This window comes from Streptomyces sp. NPDC007901, assembly GCF_042959465.1.
Taxonomy (GTDB): domain Bacteria; phylum Actinomycetota; class Actinomycetes; order Streptomycetales; family Streptomycetaceae; genus Streptomyces.
In genome coordinates this window covers 803701-818498 of record NZ_JBIBKW010000003.1, presented here as the reverse complement: position 1 = coordinate 818498, position 14798 = coordinate 803701, and the positions used below count along the sequence as shown (strand labels likewise).

The 14798-nt window shown below is 69.3% G+C and carries 17 protein-coding genes and 1 tRNA gene; 6 read left to right on the top strand and 12 right to left on the bottom strand.

Features of this window, described 5'->3' with window-relative positions; all coding sequences use genetic code 11:
* Positions 1 to 42 precede the first annotated feature (42 nt).
* Both ACFZDK_RS13985 and ACFZDK_RS13980 read right to left on the bottom strand, forming a co-directional pair.
* A complete protein-coding gene (locus tag ACFZDK_RS13985) occupies positions 43 to 507 on the bottom strand; it encodes an Atu1372/SO_1960 family protein (protein ID WP_390972305.1) in 465 nt (154 codons plus the stop codon).
* Entirely contained in the window at positions 507 to 662 is a 156-nt protein-coding gene (locus ACFZDK_RS13980; RefSeq protein WP_355712560.1) for a DUF4177 domain-containing protein, read from the bottom strand. The genes ACFZDK_RS13985 and ACFZDK_RS13980 overlap by 1 nt, the downstream gene beginning before the upstream one ends.
* Positions 663 to 769: 107 nt before the next feature.
* Here ACFZDK_RS13980 and ACFZDK_RS13975 point away from each other — a divergent pair, with 107 nt between their 5' ends.
* Positions 770 to 1747 carry an ArsA-related P-loop ATPase gene (locus ACFZDK_RS13975; protein ID WP_390972303.1) on the top strand — a complete coding sequence of 326 codons (978 nt, stop codon included), beginning with the start codon at positions 770 to 772 and terminating at the stop codon, positions 1745 to 1747.
* A complete protein-coding gene (locus ACFZDK_RS13970; protein ID WP_390972301.1) occupies positions 1744 to 3171 on the top strand; it encodes an ArsA-related P-loop ATPase in 1428 nt (475 codons plus the stop codon). Before ACFZDK_RS13975 ends, ACFZDK_RS13970 begins: the two co-directional genes overlap by 4 nt.
* Before the next feature lie 29 nt (positions 3172 to 3200).
* Here the strand turns inward: ACFZDK_RS13970 and wblA are convergent, their stop codons facing one another.
* Complete coding sequence (gene wblA, locus ACFZDK_RS13965; RefSeq protein ID WP_063777071.1) at positions 3201 to 3539, bottom strand: transcriptional regulator WblA; 339 nt, start codon at positions 3537 to 3539, stop codon at positions 3201 to 3203.
* Between the two features lie 538 nt (positions 3540 to 4077).
* Here wblA and ACFZDK_RS13960 point away from each other — a divergent pair.
* Complete coding sequence (locus ACFZDK_RS13960) at positions 4078 to 6363, top strand: transglycosylase domain-containing protein (protein ID WP_390972300.1); 2286 nt, start codon at positions 4078 to 4080, stop codon at positions 6361 to 6363.
* Positions 6364 to 6478: 115 nt separating this feature from the next.
* Here ACFZDK_RS13960 and ACFZDK_RS13955 read toward each other — a convergent pair whose 3' ends face one another.
* Complete coding sequence (locus tag ACFZDK_RS13955) at positions 6479 to 6946, bottom strand: GatB/YqeY domain-containing protein (protein WP_390972299.1); 468 nt, start codon at positions 6944 to 6946, stop codon at positions 6479 to 6481.
* 139 nt (positions 6947 to 7085) lie between these two features.
* Here ACFZDK_RS13955 and ACFZDK_RS13950 point away from each other — a divergent pair, with 139 nt between their 5' ends.
* The 3 genes from ACFZDK_RS13950 (at position 7086) to ACFZDK_RS13940 (ending at position 8975) form a co-directional block, all read left to right on the top strand.
* On the top strand, positions 7086 to 8012 hold the full coding sequence (locus ACFZDK_RS13950) for a metallophosphoesterase (protein ID WP_355712574.1): 927 nt from the start codon (positions 7086 to 7088) through the stop codon (positions 8010 to 8012).
* Between the two features lie 56 nt (positions 8013 to 8068).
* A complete protein-coding gene (locus ACFZDK_RS13945) occupies positions 8069 to 8827 on the top strand; it encodes a Pr6Pr family membrane protein (protein WP_390972298.1) in 759 nt (252 codons plus the stop codon).
* Positions 8828 to 8901: 74 nt separating this feature from the next.
* Positions 8902 to 8975 (top strand) — tRNA-Pro (locus tag ACFZDK_RS13940).
* Positions 8976 to 9058: 83 nt separating this feature from the next.
* Here the strand turns inward: ACFZDK_RS13940 and xerC are convergent.
* The 8 genes from xerC to ACFZDK_RS13900 all read right to left on the bottom strand — a co-directional run bounded on the left by xerC (position 9059) and on the right by ACFZDK_RS13900 (position 14746).
* Positions 9059 to 10270, bottom strand: a complete 1212-nt coding sequence (gene xerC, locus ACFZDK_RS13935) for a tyrosine-type recombinase/integrase (RefSeq protein ID WP_390972296.1) — start codon at positions 10268 to 10270, stop codon at positions 9059 to 9061.
* 69 nt (positions 10271 to 10339) lie between these two features.
* Positions 10340 to 10549: a helix-turn-helix domain-containing protein gene (locus ACFZDK_RS13930; RefSeq protein ID WP_390972294.1), complete on the bottom strand. Its 210-nt coding sequence runs from the start codon at positions 10547 to 10549 to the stop codon at positions 10340 to 10342.
* 225 nt (positions 10550 to 10774) lie between these two features.
* A complete protein-coding gene (locus tag ACFZDK_RS13925) occupies positions 10775 to 11941 on the bottom strand; it encodes a DUF3631 domain-containing protein (protein ID WP_390972293.1) in 1167 nt (388 codons plus the stop codon).
* Between the two features lie 349 nt (positions 11942 to 12290).
* A complete protein-coding gene (locus ACFZDK_RS13920) occupies positions 12291 to 13181 on the bottom strand; it encodes a bifunctional DNA primase/polymerase (RefSeq protein WP_390972291.1) in 891 nt (296 codons plus the stop codon).
* Between the two features lie 161 nt (positions 13182 to 13342).
* Positions 13343 to 13660 (bottom strand): MazG-like family protein, encoded by a 318-nt coding sequence (locus ACFZDK_RS13915; protein WP_390972290.1) that lies wholly within the window; start codon positions 13658 to 13660, stop codon positions 13343 to 13345.
* Positions 13657 to 14271, bottom strand: a complete 615-nt coding sequence (locus ACFZDK_RS13910; RefSeq protein ID WP_390972288.1) for a hypothetical protein — start codon at positions 14269 to 14271, stop codon at positions 13657 to 13659. The genes ACFZDK_RS13915 and ACFZDK_RS13910 overlap by 4 nt, the downstream gene beginning before the upstream one ends.
* A 14-nt stretch (positions 14272 to 14285) precedes the next feature.
* A complete protein-coding gene (locus ACFZDK_RS13905) occupies positions 14286 to 14480 on the bottom strand; it encodes a hypothetical protein (RefSeq protein ID WP_390972286.1) in 195 nt (64 codons plus the stop codon).
* The gene (locus ACFZDK_RS13900; RefSeq protein WP_390972285.1) at positions 14477 to 14746 is read right to left on the bottom strand and encodes a hypothetical protein; all 270 of its coding nucleotides are present in this window, start codon (positions 14744 to 14746) and stop codon (positions 14477 to 14479) included. Before ACFZDK_RS13900 ends, ACFZDK_RS13905 begins: the two co-directional genes overlap by 4 nt.
* Between the last annotated feature and the right edge of the window lie 52 nt (positions 14747 to 14798).

The following is a 14798-nucleotide window of genomic DNA, read 5'->3' as shown; positions in this document are numbered from 1 at the left end:
CGGAGGCGACGGCCACAGCCGCCACGGTCACAGCCGCTGCGGCTACGGCAGCAGCTCGACCTGGACCTCGACCTCGACCGGCGCGTCCAGCGGGAGCACCGCGACGCCCACCGCGCTGCGCGCGTGCACGCCCTTGTCGCCGAGGACCTCGCCGAGCAGTTCGCTGGCGCCGTTGATCACGCCGGGCTGGCCGGTGAAGTCGCTCGCGGAGGCCACGAAGCCGACGACCTTCACCACGCGCGCGACGCGGTCCAGGTCACCGGCGACGGACTTCACGGCGGCCAGGGCGTTCAGCGCGCAGGTGCGGGCGAGCTCCTTGGCCTCCTCCGCGGTGACCTCGGCGCCGACCTTGCCGGTGACCGGGAGCTTGCCGTCCACCATCGGCAGCTGGCCGGAGGTGTAGACGTACACGCCCGACCGCACGGCCGGCTGGTAGGCGGCGAGCGGCGGGACCACCGCCGGCAGGGACAGACCGAGTTCGGCCAGCCTGGCCTCGACCGCGCCCACTACTCCTTCACCCGCTTCAGGTAGGCGACGAGCTGCTCGGGGTTGGGCCCGGGCACGACCTGGACGAGCTCCCAGCCGTCCTGACCCCAGTTGTCCAGAATCTGCTTCGTGGCATGCACGAGCAGCGGTACGGTCACGTATTCCCACTTGGTCATGTGGCCGACTTTATCCGGTGTGACGCACGGGACAGTCGTGCGACCGGGAGCGCGGTTATCCACAGCCTCCTGCGTGAGTGTCCGGCCGACTGGTTAGTCTCGAAGACGTGAGCAGGCTCCAGGTCGTCAGCGGCAAGGGCGGGACCGGAAAGACGACGGTCGCCGCCGCACTCGCGCTGGCCCTCGCGACCGAGGGGAAGCGGACGCTTCTCGTGGAGGTCGAGGGCCGGCAGGGCATCGCCCAGCTCTTCGAGACGGAGGCGTTGCCCTACGAGGAGCGGAAGATCGCCGTCGCGCCGGGCGGCGGCGAGGTCTTCGCCCTCGCCATCGATCCCGAACTGGCCCTTCTGGACTATCTCCAGATGTTCTACAAGCTCGGCGGGGCCGGCCGGGCACTGAAGAAGCTCGGCGCGATCGACTTCGCCACCACCGTCGCGCCCGGCCTGAGGGACGTACTCCTCACCGGCAAGGCGTGCGAGGCGGTGCGCAGGAAGGACAAGGCCGGCCGGTTCGTGTACGACTACGTCGTCATGGACGCGCCGCCGACCGGCCGCATCACCCGCTTCCTGAACGTCAACGACGAGGTGGCCGGGCTGGCGAAGATCGGCCCGATACACAACCAGGCGCAGGCCGTGATGCGGGTGCTCAAGTCCAAGGAGACGGCTGTGCACCTGGTCACCCTGCTGGAGGAGATGCCGGTCCAGGAGACCGCCGACGGCATCGCCGAACTGCGGGCCGCGCGGCTGCCGGTGGGCCGGGTCATCGTGAACATGGTCCGGCCGGAGGTGTTGGACGCGGCCGATCTGGAACTCGTGCGGACCGTGCCGCGCACCGCCGTCGCACAGGCGCTGTCGGCCGCGGGCCTCGGCGGGGCGCGGCGCGGCGGCAAGGCCGAGCAGCTGGTGAACCCGCTGGTGCGGCAGGCCGCCGAGTACGCCGAGCGGTACGCGCTGGAGCACGAGCAGCGCGCGGTCCTCGCCGAGCTGGACCTGCCGCGGCACGAACTGCCGCTGCTCGCCGAGGGGATGGACCTGGCGGGCCTGTACGAACTCGCGACCGAGCTGCGGGAACAGGGGATGTCATGACTCCGGATCCGGACCCGGCACAGGGGCCGACGCGGGAACCGGCACAGGAACCGGCGCAGGACGGCACGCGGCGGCTGGCCCACGCGCCGGCGCTCGACGTCGATCCGCTGCTCGACGACCCGGCGACCCGGATCGTGGTGTGCTGCGGCTCGGGCGGGGTCGGGAAGACCACCACCGCGGCGGCGCTGGGCCTGCGGGCGGCCGAGCGCGGCCGCAAGGTGGTGGTGCTCACCATCGACCCGGCCAGGCGGCTGGCGCAGTCCATGGGCATCGACTCGCTCGACAACGTGCCGCGCAAGGTGAAGGGCACCGACGGCACCGGCGAACTGCACGCCATGATGCTCGACATGAAACGCACCTTCGACGAGGTCGTCGAGGCGCACGCGGACGCGGAGCGGGCCGCCGCCATCCTGGCCAACCCCTTCTACCAGTCGCTCTCGGCGGGCTTCGCGGGCACGCAGGAGTACATGGCGATGGAGAAGCTGGGCCAGCTGCGGGCCCGGGACGAGTGGGACCTGATCGTGGTCGACACGCCGCCCTCCCGTTCGGCGCTGGACTTTCTCGATGCGCCGAAACGCCTCGGCTCCTTCCTGGACGGCAAGCTGATCCGGCTGCTCACCGCCCCGGCCAAGCTGGGCGGCCGCGCGGGCATGGCCTTCCTGAACGTCGGCATGTCGATGATGACCGGCACCCTGGGCAAGCTGCTCGGCGGGCAACTGCTGAAGGACGTCCAGACGTTCGTGGCCGCGATGGACACGACGTTCGGCGGGTTCCGCACGCGCGCGGACGCGACGTACAAGCTGCTTCAGGCGCCCGGTACAGCGTTCCTGGTGGTGGCGGCTCCCGAGCGGGACGCGCTGCGGGAGGCCGCGTACTTCGTGGAGCGGCTGGCCGCCGAGGACATGCCGCTGGTCGGGCTGGTCCTCAACCGTGTCCACGGCAGCGACGCCGACCGGCTGTCGGCCGAGCGGGCGCTCGCCGCCGCGGAAAATCTTGAAGAGCCCCGCATTGTCGATCAGGGTGGCGGGAAAGCTGGACTTCGTAACTCTCCCGACACGTACGGCAGTTCTGAATCACCCGCGCCCGCGCCGTCCGAGTCCCGGCCCGACGAATCCCCCTCGTCAGGGCAGGCGGACAAGACTGACGAATCCCCCTCGTCAGACGAACCGGACTCATCTGCAGACCCGGACTCGTCAGAAGACTCGGACCGCACCGTCGACCAGCTCACCGCAGGCCTGCTGAGGCTGCACGCCGAGCGCATGCAGGTGCTCTCCCGCGAGCAGCGCACACGTGACCGCTTCACCGCGCGCCACCCCGAGGTGGCCGTGGTGGAGGTGGCCGCGTTGCCCGGCGATGTACATGACCTCGCGGGACTGCGGGACATCGGTGACCGGCTCGCGGCCGGCCGGCCGGAGCTGCCCTAGACCTGTGCGGTCCAGCTGACCTGTGCGGTCTAGCTCACGGCCGCGTAGTTCTCGTATACCTCGTCGTTGTCGAGGGGGACGATCCCGGTCCCCCGCTCGTACTCCGAGCGCGCTGTCTCCAGGAGCCGACGCCAGGAGGTCACGGTGGGCCGCCTGCGCAGCAGTGCGCGGCGCTCCCGCTCCGTCATGCCTCCCCACACGCCGAACTCGACGCGATTGTCCAGCGCATCGGCCAGGCATTCCGTGCGTACCGGACATCCGGTGCACACCGCCTTGGCCCTGTTCTGCGCTGCTCCTTGAACGAACAGTTCATCCGGATCGGTAGTGCGGCAGGCAGCCTGCGCACTCCAGTCGGTTACCCAGCCCATACCGGCGCCGTCCTCTCCCGAATCGAGGCTCCCCCACGGCGGCAGCGGCATATTCACCGCCGCCAGTTGAGGACGTTACGGAAGGTGGGCACAGCGCAACACCCCCTTCGGGCCCAATCTTGAATGGCCCGAACGGACTATGGGTAAGCGGCAGATCACCCGCGGGAGTGAGCTGGCGACATGCGTGATCATCCCGGCAAACCGGTACAGCTGTGGTGCGCCACAACGGACGCCCGGTGACACAGGAGGCGGATTCGGACACGCCATCAACACATCACCCGAAAAAAAGTGGTCGGGTTCCGAAACGATTCGGGGTCGCCGGACGTATTGATACGTGGCCGCACTGCTGTGACAGTTGAGAGCAGCTTAGGCCAAGGCCTGTACGCGTGTCCGGCGAATGGCAAGGTAGACCGTTCATGCCGCCGTGCCCTGGGACACAGTCCGCGGTGTCGCCCTCTATGTCACGATCCGGCACTTGAACATCCCGAGGGCCACCCGCTCACCCGGAATGCTCATCCCCACGGATTAGGCTGCCCCCATGCCAAAGAAGCGCTCGGGCGGTGGCCTGTCGACCACGCAGCAGGCCGCCAAGTTCCTCGGTGTCAGTGTGCTCGCGGGAGCCGTGATGGCGGGCATCGCGCTGCCCGCGGCCGGCGCCCTGGGCCTCGCGGCCAAGGGTTCGGTCCAGGGCTTCGACGAGATCCCGGCCAACCTGAAGAGCCCGCAGCTCAGTCAGCGGACCACGATCCTCGACAGCAAGGGCAACCAGATCGCCCAGGTCTACTCCCGTGACCGCACGGTGGTGGACCTCAAGGACATCTCGCCGTACATGCAGAAGGCGATCGTCGCGATCGAGGACTCCCGCTACTACCAGCACGGCGCCATCGACCTGAAGGGCGTGCTGCGCGCGCTGAACAAGAACGCGCAGAGCGGCGGGGTCTCCCAGGGCGCGTCCACGCTCACCCAGCAGCTGGTGAAGAACTACTTCATCGAGGAGGCCGGCGACGACCCGACGAAGGTCGCCCAGGCCACCCAGCAGACCCTCGGCCGCAAGGTCAAGGAGCTGAAGTACGCGATCCAGCTGGAGGAGAAGCTCGGCAAGAAGAAGATCCTCGAGAACTACCTGAACATCACCTTCTTCGGCGAGCAGGCCTACGGCATCGAGGCCGCCTCCCAGCGGTACTTCTCCAAGCACGCCAAGGATCTGACCCTGGAGCAGTCCGCCCTGCTGGCCGGCATCGTCCAGTCGCCCAGCCGCTACGACCCGGTCAACGACGAGGCCGAGGCCACCAAGCGGCGCAACGTCGTGCTGGAGCGCATGGCCCAGCTGGGTGACGTCTCCCAGGCGGAGGCGGACAAGGCCAAGGAGAAGCCGCTCGGGCTGAAGATCACCCAACCGAAGAACGGCTGCATCACCGCCGTCAAGGGCGCCGGGTTCTTCTGCAAGTACGTCGAGAACGTCTTCCTCACCGACCCGGTCTTCGGCAAGACCCGCGAGGCGCGCGCCAAGCTCTGGAACCAGGGCGGTCTGACCATCCGTACGACGCTGGACCCGCAGGCCCAGGAGTCGGTGCAGACGTCGGTCAAGGACCACGTCTACAAGTCCGACTCGGTCGCGGCGGCCGCCACCCTCGTGGAGCCCGGCTCCGGCAAGATCCTGGCGATGGGCCAGTCGAAGCCGTACGGCTACAGCAAGAACGAGACCGAGTACAACTTCTCGGTCGACCGGGACTACGGCGGCTCCAACTACGGCTTCCCGACGGGTTCGACGTTCAAGCCGTTCGTGGCCGCGGCCGCGATCGAGGGCGGCAAGTCGGCGACGCAGAAGTACTCGTCGCCGTACAAGATGAACTACCCGAGCCCCGTCCAGCAGTGCGACGGCAAGCAGTGGGTCAACACGACGGGCGAGCAGGTCGAGAACGAGAACGAGTCCGAGGTCGGGCCGTACGCCATGAAGAAGGCCATGGCGAAGTCGATCAACACCTACTTCGTCCAGCTCATCTCCGACATCGGCCTGTGCCCGGTGGTCAAGATGACCGACGCGCTCCACGTCCACCAGGGCGACGGCTCGAAGCTCCCGCAGACCCCGGCCATCGCCCTCGGCGCGATCGGCCTCTCGCCGCTGACCATGGCGAGCGCGTACGCCACCTTCGCGGACCGCGGTATGTACTGCACGCCGGTCGCCATCGAGTCGATCACCCAGAAGGTCGGCAACGAGGAGAAGTCGCTGGCGGTCCCGAAGTCGACCTGCTCGCGTGCGATGAGCGAGAAGACCGCGGACACCATCAACACCCTGCTGCGCGGTGTGATCGACTCCGGTACCGGCCAGCAGGCCGGTCTGGACGACCGGGAGAGCGCCGGCAAGACGGGTACGACGGACTCCCGCAAGAACGCCTGGTTCGTCGGCTACACGCCGAACCTCGCGGGCGCGGTCTGGGTCGGCAGCGCCAAGCAGAACATCGAGATGACCAACATCACCATCGGCGGCGTCTACCACTCCGAGGTCTACGGCGCCGACACTCCCGGCCCGATCTGGAAGGACGCCATGACCGGCGCCCTGGTGGGCAAGGCGGACGAGTCCTTCAACCTCGTCGACATCCCGGACGACGACGACCACGACAAGGGCAACGGCAACGGCAACGGGAACGGCGACAACACGGGCGGCCTGATCGGCGGTCTCATCGGCGACACGAGCGACGGCGGTACGACGGACGGCTCGACGAACGGCGGCACCTCCCCGACCCCGACCTTCTCCTTCCCCGACGGCTTCATCCAGGGGAACGGGAACGGCGGGAACAACGGGAACGGCGGCGGCCGGGGCTGACCTCCGGCGCCTGAGCCGCTCTTCCGGTACGACGGCGGGGCCGCACCTCCTTCTTCGAGGTGCGGCCCCGCCGTCGTACCGTCTGCTCTGCTTCCGGGGCTGTCTCAGCCCTGTCTCAGCCCTGGAGGTGCTTCTTGACCGCGGCGGCGACCCGGCCGCCCTCGGCCAGACCGGCCACCTTCGGGTTCACGATCTTCATCACGGCGCCCATGGCCCGCGGCCCCTCGGCGCCCGCCGCCTTCGCCTCCGCGACGGCCTGGGCGACGACCGCGTCCAGCTCCGCGTCGTCGAGCTGCTTCGGCAGGTACTCGGCGAGGACCGCGCCCTCCGCCTTCTCCCGCTCGGCGCTCTCGGCACGGCCGCCCTGCGCGAAGGCCTCGGCCGCCTCGCGGCGCTTCTTCGCCTCCTTGGCGATCACCTTGAGCACCTCGTCGTCGGAGAGCTCGCGCTTCTGCTTGCCCGCGACCTCCTCGTTGGTGATCGCGGCGAGCGTCATCCGGAGCGTGGACGAGCGGAGCTCGTCGCGGCCCTTGATCGCGACGTTGAGGTCGTCGTGCAGCTTCGACTTGAGCGTGGTGGTCATGACACCGATTGTCGCAGGTGCCGCAAGCCGACCGCCCGACCTTTTTACCCCCGCCCGTTGGACGTCCGTGAGACACCCGTGGGGCGACCGTGGGACAGGGCGGTCCCGGGCCCCGCTCCCGGTCTGACACGATGGTCGTATGCGCGCTCGATACGGAGTACCCCTGGGAATCGCGGCGTTCGGCGCCGCCGGTGTGTTGTACGCGGCCGGCTTCGAGGTCCGTTCGTTCCGCCTGCGCCGGGTGACGGTCCCGGTCCTCCCGCCGGGGATGCGCCCGCTGCGCGTGCTCCAGGTCTCCGACATCCACATGGTCGGCGGTCAGCGCAAGAAGCAGCGCTGGCTGCGGTCGCTGGCGGGCCTGCGCCCGGACTTCGTGCTCAACACGGGCGACAACCTGTCCGACCCGGAGGGCGTCCCGGAGGTCCTGGACGCGCTCGGCCCGCTGATGGAGTTCCCGGGCGCGTACGTCTTCGGCTCCAACGACTACTACGGCCCGGTCCCCCGCAACCCCGCCCGCTACCTGGTGGAGAAGGCGAGCGGCAAGCACGGCCTGAACGGCAACCCGCCGGCCGTCGGCGTGATCCACAACCCGTGGGAGGACCTCCGGGACGGCTTCGACGGGGCGGGCTGGCTGAACCTGACGAACACCCGGGGTGTCCTCAAGATCGAGGGTGTCTCGGTCGAGCTGACGGGTCTGGACGACCCGCACATCAAGCGCGACCGCTACCCGCAGGTGGCGGGCGGCCCGTCCGGTACGGCGGACTTCTCGATGGGCGTCGTGCACGCCCCGTACCTGCGCGTCCTGGACGCCTTCACGGCCGACGGCTACCCGCTGGTCCTGGCCGGCCACACCCACGGCGGCCAGCTCTGCATCCCCTTCTACGGCGCCCTGGTCACCAACTGCGACCTGGACGCGGACCGGGTGAAGGGCCTGTCGACGCACACGGCGGACGGCCGCACCTCCTACCTCCACGTCTCGGCGGGCTGCGGCACCAACCGCTACACACCGGTCCGCTTCGCGTGCCCGCCGGAGGCGACGCTGCTGACGCTGGTGGCCCGGGAGTAACCCACTCGGCGTAGCCCAAAATGCCGGACATGTCCGCCCCTCTCTACGTTGAGGGCATGACGGCCCCGATACCCAGGGACATCCCGGACCTCCCCGCGGTCCCGGGCACGCCCGTACTGATGCCCGGACACGTTCCGGCGACGGCGGTGGTGGCCCCGATCCGCCGCCCCCTCACCGCCGTGTTCCGCCTGCTGACGGCCGCGCTGGCCGCGGTGGGCGTGGCCCTGGAGCTGCTGCTGGGCAGCCCGGGCCGGATCATGAGCTACTTCGGAATCCAGGCGGCGCTGCTCCTGGTCCTGGTCAGCCTCGCCTCGGCCCGCCGCGCCTGGCAGGCGGCCCGCCCCCTGTCCTCGTCCCTGACCGGCGCGGCACTCCTCTACGCGCTGATCTCGGCCCTGGTCTACCACCTGCTCCTCGGCCACACGACGCCCCCGTTCTCCATGCCGGGCGCCGCCCATCCCCCGGTGCCGTGGCACCCCCAGTGGCTGGCCCTGCAGCTCCTCTACACGGTGGCGCCCGCGGCGGCCCTGGTGGACTGGCTGTTCCTCACACCCCCCGCCCGCCTCCACCTCCGCCAGACGGCCGGCTGGATGCTCTACCCCCTGGCCTACCTGGCCTTCTACCTCACCCGAGCCGAACTGATCCTCCCCGGCACCCCCGGCCGCTACCTCTACCCCTTCCTCGACGCCGAGCAGCACACCTACCGCGCCACCCTCGCCAACGCCCTCCTCCTCGGCCTCTCCTGCTACGCCCTGGCGGTCCTCCTCGTAGCCCTCGACCACACCCGCCCGAACCCCGTCGGCCGCCGCCCCTAAACCGGATTTCGTCTCCGGCCACCAGTGGGCTAAAGTAAACGACGTCGCCGCGACAAGCAGTACAGCAGCGACACCGGGGTGTAGCGCAGCTTGGCAGCGCGCTTCGTTCGGGACGAAGAGGTCGTGGGTTCAAATCCCGCCACCCCGACGCTGGTCAGAGGCCAGGTAGTAAATTTACTACCTGGCCTTTGTCGTACCCGGGGGGCCAAACAGGGGGCCAAACGGATTTGATCAGGCTCCGGAGCCGTCCTCTGCCGAGTCTTCCGTCTCCTCCCCTTCCCGATCTTCGGCGAAGATGTCGTCCATGGCTTCGGCCCCCTCAGTGATCACGGGCCGGAGCTGCTTCCGGTAGACCGCTTCTGTGGTGGCTTGGCTGCTGTGGCCGACCAGGAGCGCGATGCGCTCCAGCGGGATGCCGTGATCGGAGAGCAGGGACACGAAGCTGTGCCGGAGCTCACGAGGCGTCCACTCCGGCTGCAGCCCGGCTCTCTTCACGATGGCCTTGAAGTCGCGACGGACATTGGCCGCATCGAGCGGCTCGCCGGTCCGGGTCGTGAAGACGCGGCCGGCCGGGCTCCACTCCATCCCTCTCGATGCCCGCTCCTGTTTCTGCCAGCGCAGGTGCTCTTCGAGGACGTCGACCACCTGCTTCGGCAGAGCGATGGTCCGCCGGCTCTTCCTGGTCTTCGTCTCGCCGTGCTTGCGCACCGAACGCCATACCGCGACGTGAGGCGGGATGCCGTCCTCCGTCTCCAGGAAAACGTGATCCCAGGTGAGGGGGCGTGCCTCTTCTGTGCGGACACCGCTCAGCAGCGAGACCACGAGGTAGGCGTACAACCGCGACGGGCGCGCCGCGGTGAGCACGGCTTTCGCCTGCTCCAGGGTCAGTGCCTTGCTCGGCCGGCCGGGACGCCCCTCCGGCGCGGTGACGAGCAGGGCGACGTTCCGCGCGGCCTTGTCCCGGCGCTGAGCGTGCGCGACGGACCGACGCAGGATGGCGAGCAGGTCACGAAGGGTTCGCGTCGCGAGGAATTCGGCCCTGTCGTCCAACCAGTCGTCAATGTCGTCCGCGCTGAGTTCCTTCAGCTTGGCCTTGCCGATGAACGGAAGCAGGTGCTTGTTCGCCATCGAGCGGTTCTTGCCGATGGTGCCCTTTTCGTCGCGCCCCTTGAGCCCGCGCTCCAACCAGTCGTTCACCGCGTCGGCCACGGTGTAGTTGACCGGCGCCTTGACGCCCGTCTGCATCTCCTTCTTCAAGTCCCGGATCTTCTGGCGGACTTCGGTCTTCGTCTTGCCGTACACCTTCGGCCGGCGGCGCTTGCCGTTCGGCGCGTATCCCAGAGAGACGGCCCCCACGTAGCTCTTTTTGGCGGGGTCCCAATAGATGGTGTCCGCACCGTGGCCGGCCCTCGTGCTCTTCGGGGGCTTCGGGGTCTCGGTCATTCTGTGCTGTGCCTCCATAGGACAGGGCCGCGCCCTGGTGGGCGCGGCCCTGTGGAATCGGGGTGAAACTCAGGCGGTGGCTTCTGCCTCGCGCTTGAGGAGTTCGACGTACTGCGCGATGTACTCCGGCGGTACGAGCCGGCGGCGGCCGATGCGGACGGTCTGAAGTCGACCGAGGCGTATCTCCTCGTAGACCATCGAGCGTCCGATCCGGAGTGCCTTGGCGGCCTCTTCGGGCCGGTAGAGGAGTTGTTCGGCAGGTGCGGCAGCGGTGGTCATGCGGCGTGCCTCCTCGGCAGGGTTCCGGGGGCGGTGGCCCCGTTCCTGTCAGGTCCGCTACTTCCGCTACCTCCGCTACCGCCCTGGTCAAGGGCATGATCGAGGTAGCGGATAAGGGTGCGGGTAGCAGACAGAGCCGCTACCGGCCCCGGGATCGTGGCCGCGGGACCGGTAGCGGATGGGGCGGCGCGGTAGCGGATGCGGAACGCACATCCGCTACCGATTTCAGGGCTCTGACCTGCCCGGTAGCGGAGGTAGCGGAAGTAGCGCGCTTTCCGCAGGGGGCGGGCAATAGCGCTGCCACGCGTCGTGAAGGTCGGTCGCGTAGTACCCCTTCATGACGCTGCCACCGGCCTTGATGTTGCGGGCCGCGATCGGGGAGTTGTCCCCGGTCATGTACTCCCGCAGCATCCGCGACAGCCCGCGGGCGTCCAGGGGCTTGCCGCTCATGTCCGCCCACGGCGCCTCTTCAAGGCTGTGCAGCCTGTCGAGGATGGCAACGGTGGGCAGACGATCGATGCCGTTGAACACGTAGTCGCGCAGGTCCGTGAGCAAGCGGATGCCGATGCTGCCCTTGTCGCTGGTCTTGGCCGCGTCGACCAGCTCGATGCACGCGGCGCGAGCCCGCTCCGGCCACGTGCCGCCCGCCGCGTCGGCCACGGCGAGCAGGGGCTCCCACACGTCCGCCGGCCGGTCGCTGATGCCCTCCGGCAGTTCCGGGAACACTCCGTCGACCAGATGGCGAATGGACTGTGCCCATGTGGCGAGCCGGTCGCGGAGGGCGTGACCTTCCTTCTCGTGAATGCGCTGCCGGAACGGCTCCACCCGCTCGTTCGGCGCACGACGCCGCATCCGGACGATGACGGAGCGGGTAAGGATCGTGTCCGGCAGCGAGCCGAGACCGGCGACCGCGACCCCGCAGAACGACGGGAACTCCTGGACCTGCTGATTGGAGCCGTCGCCCACACAGCGCCACATGACGCCGGAGCGGCGGTGTCCGGCATTCAGGAAGCCTCGGAGCTGTTCGTTCTCTCCGGCCTTGGGGCCGAAGACGGTATCGATCTCGTCAAACAGGATCGTCGGCCGCCCCTCCATCCCGGATACCGCCCGGAAGAGCGCCGAAGCGGACGCGTTGACCGCGACCATCGGTTGCGGCACGAGGGTTTCCACGATCTCCAGCGCGCGGGACTTGCCCGACCCCGGCTCCGGCGACAGGAACGCGAGCCGCGGTGTGGAGTCGAAGCAGTCGAGCAGGTGCGCGTGCGCGTCCCACAGAGCAACGGCGACGTAGGCCGCAGCGAGCGGGAAGATGTTGAAGCGGCGGTGGAAGGCTTCCACTTCATCGAGCAGTACGGCGCCGTCCATGACGGGTGCCAGCGGATTGGCGCTCATGCCGCCTGCCTCCCTTCCTGATTGGTTCGGAGCGGGCATTCGTCGCGGTGGGCGGTGTGGTCTTCGATCAGGGCGAGCACCCTCGGTTGGCCGACGGCGCTTCGATCCCTGCCGCACAGGCACTTCGAAGTGGCGGTGGGTACGGCGCCGCGGGGTGCGGCGATACACAGCCACGCGATCGGGTAACGACCGTCGCTCCGGTGCGCGTCAGAACGAAGAGCAGAAGGGACACCCTTGCGGGCGACGCCTTTCGGCTCGCCCACGGCCAGACCGAGTGCGGCTTGTGCGGCGGCGCACGGGCCGGCCGGGGTGGCAGGGTGGCTCTTCAGGGAGGGGCGGGACCGGGTGCTCATGCCGCCCTCCGCTGATCGTTGCGGGCAATCGACCAGTTGAGACCGCTGCGAATCGTCGCCTCACACGACCGCGGCGACAAACCGGCCTGCTCCCCCGCCCACTGAAGAGCCTCCTCAACCTGCTCCCTGGTGAGGTCGCCCCACGCGATGAACCGCCCCAAAGCGCGCGCCGCCCGGAGCAATGTGGCGTTGCGCTCGCCCTCCGGAGCCTGCCGCACGGACGCGGTTTCCGCGTTCAAGCCCGATGCGGCGTAGCGAGACGCTCGAACGGTTGACGGTGCAGCCGTTAGTGCCCGCGGCGACTGACGAACCGTCAGAGTGGCGCACAGCCACTCCGGCAGGGGCACGGGCGGTACGTCGTTGATGACCGCGTACGCGCCCGTGCTGGTGATGCTGCCGGGCGCCACGACGTAGCCACCCCACGCTCGGGTGTCGATGCGCTTGCCGAGCCGTCCGGCGGTGTTGCCTAGCCGGACGTCGGGCGGGGCCACGAAGTACAGGTGGTACCCCCCACTCGCGGTCCGCACCGTGCGAGTGCTGGGGACGGCGTGCCCGGCGCGCTCGCAGAGCGCCGTGAAGGTCGTCACGCCGTTAGGCGTGTCCGTACTGCACTTGCGCTTGGGCATGTCGAGGTCGACCGCGACCAGCCGGGACGGGCCGGTCGCAATCCCGACATTGAACGGCAGGTCGCCCCACGCCCGGCGGATGCGGTCCGGGTCGATGGTGGCGCGCTCTTCCCACTTGCGATGACCGCCCGCGCAGTCACCGATACCGGGGCAGACGTCCTCAGCGTGTAGGGCCGGACGCTTGTCACCGGGACGGAGCGGGAGAACAGCCCATCCTCGATCGGCAGCATCGAGGGCGGCATGCAGGAGGTGACGGTTCATGCCGCCGCCCCCGGGACCCTCAATGGGATGGCTTGGGCCGGACGGCCCTCGCAGGAAGCACGACGTTGGGTCATGCTGGAGGTCTCCTGTTCTCTATGGAGGGACTGGAGAACCGAGGCGGGCGCAGGCTTGTGGTGAGACGGCGCCCGCCTCGGGCGTAGCTAAACGTCGCTGCTCAGATGCCGGGCGACGGTGTCGAGCTTGGCGGTGAGGTCAGCGGCCGGGGTGGCGCTGAAGGAGTGCAGGGCGACGGTGGCGGCGATGATGACCTCGCACAGTTCGTCGACGACGTCGGCGGTGGTGTGGGTGATGTTCTTGCGGGGGTTCTGGCCGGTCATGCCGATGTAGGCGGCGGACGCTTCGCCGGCCTCCTCGGTGATCTTCATCAGCCGCATTACGGTCTCGTGTTCGCCGTGGCCGTTGGCGGTGTTCAGGGCGGCGGCGATGCGGGCCGCGACGGGGATCAGGAGGGCGCTCACAGCGTGTTCCTTTCGGCGGTGGGGAGTTGGGGCAGTCCGGTGTGCTTCAGGGCGGTGGGGTCGAAGCCGGGCAGCGCGGCGCGGGCTACCAGGGCGGCGGCAAGCTGTTCCGCGTACGCGGCGCCGGAGCGGGCGACCTCTACCTGTGCGGTGGCGCGCAGGGTCTCGACGCGTTCGACGTGGGCGCGTTCCTCGCGCCGGTCGCTCACGTGCCGGTCGTGGGCGAGGCGTTCACGCCGCTCGGTCCGCCAGTACCGCGCGGCGAGCGCGTAGGCGCCGGTGGTGGCCAGCGCCCACAGCAGCAGCGGCAGGGACATGCCGTCGGCGTATCCGGCGACGCCGGCGAGAGCGAGGGAGCCGGAGGCGGCGAATGCGGTCCCGGCGATGACCGGGTCTCCGGCTCGGCCGATGCTCGCGCACGCCCCGGCGCCGGCGGCGGCCAGCGAGAGCGCGGTCATGAGCACGGCGTTGCCGAGGGAGTGTTCGGCGCCGTTGGCGTTCCAGATTCGGGCGAGCGCGAGCACGGTCGTGGTCGCCAGCGCGGGGGCGGCCTTGGGCGCGGCGAGGGCAAGCCAGTGCCGGGCCACGATGGGTTCGTTGGGCAGGGGCATGGTCGTATCTCCCGTCAGTTGCCGAGCTGGCCGAGCGAGTCGGCAGCGGCCTGCACGAGGTTGTGGATGGGCTCGTACGCGCCGGTTCCGGCGGCGAAGAACCCGAACAGGAACAGCACGGTGGCGGCGAAGCCTCCGGCGGACTTGGTCTTGATGGCGAAGGCGGAGGCGGCCCCGAACAGGAGCACGGCGGAGATGGTGAGGGTCATCGGGTGCCTCCCGGGGTGTCGGTGCCGGCGCGGTAGATGCGGGCCCAGCGGTTGTAGAGCCAGCGGCCGGTCCGGATGCGCTTGCCGGTGGCCTTGCAGCGGCGGCAGTCCTTGCCGCGCTTGATGCGGCCCTTGCGGTCGGTCTTGAGCGCGTGGCCCATGCCGCGGCAGCGGCGGCAGTCGCCGAATGGCGAGACTGCACATAGACCGCCGTAACTGAGCGTGATGACTATCAGGCAGGCGATAGCAAGGACGACGGGGGTCATGAGGGGCCCTTCCAGGCGGTTTCGAGGGTTTCCGCAGGTGGGGTGCTATCCG

Excerpts from the sequence above, each read along its gene's own strand:
- ACFZDK_RS13980 (WP_355712560.1), bottom strand. The coding sequence starts at position 662 with ATGACCAAGTGGGAATACGTGACCGTACCGCTGCTCGTGCATGCCACG.
- ACFZDK_RS13970 (WP_390972301.1), top strand. The coding sequence starts at position 1,744 with ATGACTCCGGATCCGGACCCGGCACAGGGGCCGACGCGGGAACCGGCA.
- wblA (WP_063777071.1), bottom strand. The coding sequence starts at position 3,539 with ATGGGCTGGGTAACCGACTGGAGTGCGCAGGCTGCCTGCCGCACTACC.
- ACFZDK_RS13960 (WP_390972300.1), top strand. The coding sequence starts at position 4,078 with ATGCCAAAGAAGCGCTCGGGCGGTGGCCTGTCGACCACGCAGCAGGCC.
- ACFZDK_RS13955 (WP_390972299.1), bottom strand. The coding sequence starts at position 6,946 with ATGACCACCACGCTCAAGTCGAAGCTGCACGACGACCTCAACGTCGCG.
- ACFZDK_RS13950 (WP_355712574.1), top strand. The coding sequence starts at position 7,086 with ATGCGCGCTCGATACGGAGTACCCCTGGGAATCGCGGCGTTCGGCGCC.
- ACFZDK_RS13945 (WP_390972298.1), top strand. The coding sequence starts at position 8,069 with ATGACGGCCCCGATACCCAGGGACATCCCGGACCTCCCCGCGGTCCCG.
- xerC (WP_390972296.1), bottom strand. The coding sequence starts at position 10,270 with ATGACCGAGACCCCGAAGCCCCCGAAGAGCACGAGGGCCGGCCACGGT.
- ACFZDK_RS13930 (WP_390972294.1), bottom strand. The coding sequence starts at position 10,549 with ATGACCACCGCTGCCGCACCTGCCGAACAACTCCTCTACCGGCCCGAA.
- ACFZDK_RS13925 (WP_390972293.1), bottom strand. The coding sequence starts at position 11,941 with ATGAGCGCCAATCCGCTGGCACCCGTCATGGACGGCGCCGTACTGCTC.
- ACFZDK_RS13920 (WP_390972291.1), bottom strand. The coding sequence starts at position 13,181 with ATGAACCGTCACCTCCTGCATGCCGCCCTCGATGCTGCCGATCGAGGA.
- ACFZDK_RS13910 (WP_390972288.1), bottom strand. The coding sequence starts at position 14,271 with ATGCCCCTGCCCAACGAACCCATCGTGGCCCGGCACTGGCTTGCCCTC.
- ACFZDK_RS13905 (WP_390972286.1), bottom strand. The coding sequence starts at position 14,480 with ATGACCCTCACCATCTCCGCCGTGCTCCTGTTCGGGGCCGCCTCCGCC.
- ACFZDK_RS13900 (WP_390972285.1), bottom strand. The coding sequence starts at position 14,746 with ATGACCCCCGTCGTCCTTGCTATCGCCTGCCTGATAGTCATCACGCTC.